This window comes from Micrococcus sp. GbtcB5 (assembly GCF_019091605.1).
In the GTDB taxonomy this organism is placed as follows: Bacteria; Actinomycetota; Actinomycetes; order Actinomycetales; family Micrococcaceae; genus Micrococcus; species Micrococcus luteus.
In genome coordinates this window covers 1-237 of the sequence record NZ_JAGXJK010000452.1, presented here as the reverse complement: position 1 = coordinate 237, position 237 = coordinate 1, and the positions used below count along the sequence as shown (strand labels likewise).

At 70.5% G+C, this 237-nt stretch carries 1 protein-coding gene; it reads left to right on the top strand.

Annotated elements, in window-relative coordinates; translation table 11 throughout:
- The coding region (locus KVS67_RS13085) for a DEAD/DEAH box helicase (protein WP_217565559.1) at window positions 1-237 on the top strand (237 nt) is incomplete at both ends.

Sequence of the window (237 nt, the reverse complement as noted above, 5' to 3'; positions counted from 1 at the left end):
TTCATCGAGACGCCGGACCAGCTGACCACCATCGAGGACGTCAAGAAGGACATGGAGGCGGTCGTCCCCATGGACCGGCTCGTCTCCGGCGACGTCGGCTTCGGCAAGACCGAGGTGGCCGTGCGCGCCGCGGTCAAGGCGGTGCAGGACGGCAAGCAGGTGGCCGTGCTCGTCCCCACGTCGCTGCTCGCCCGCCAGCACCACCAGACGATCTCCCACCGGGTCGCCGGCGTCCCC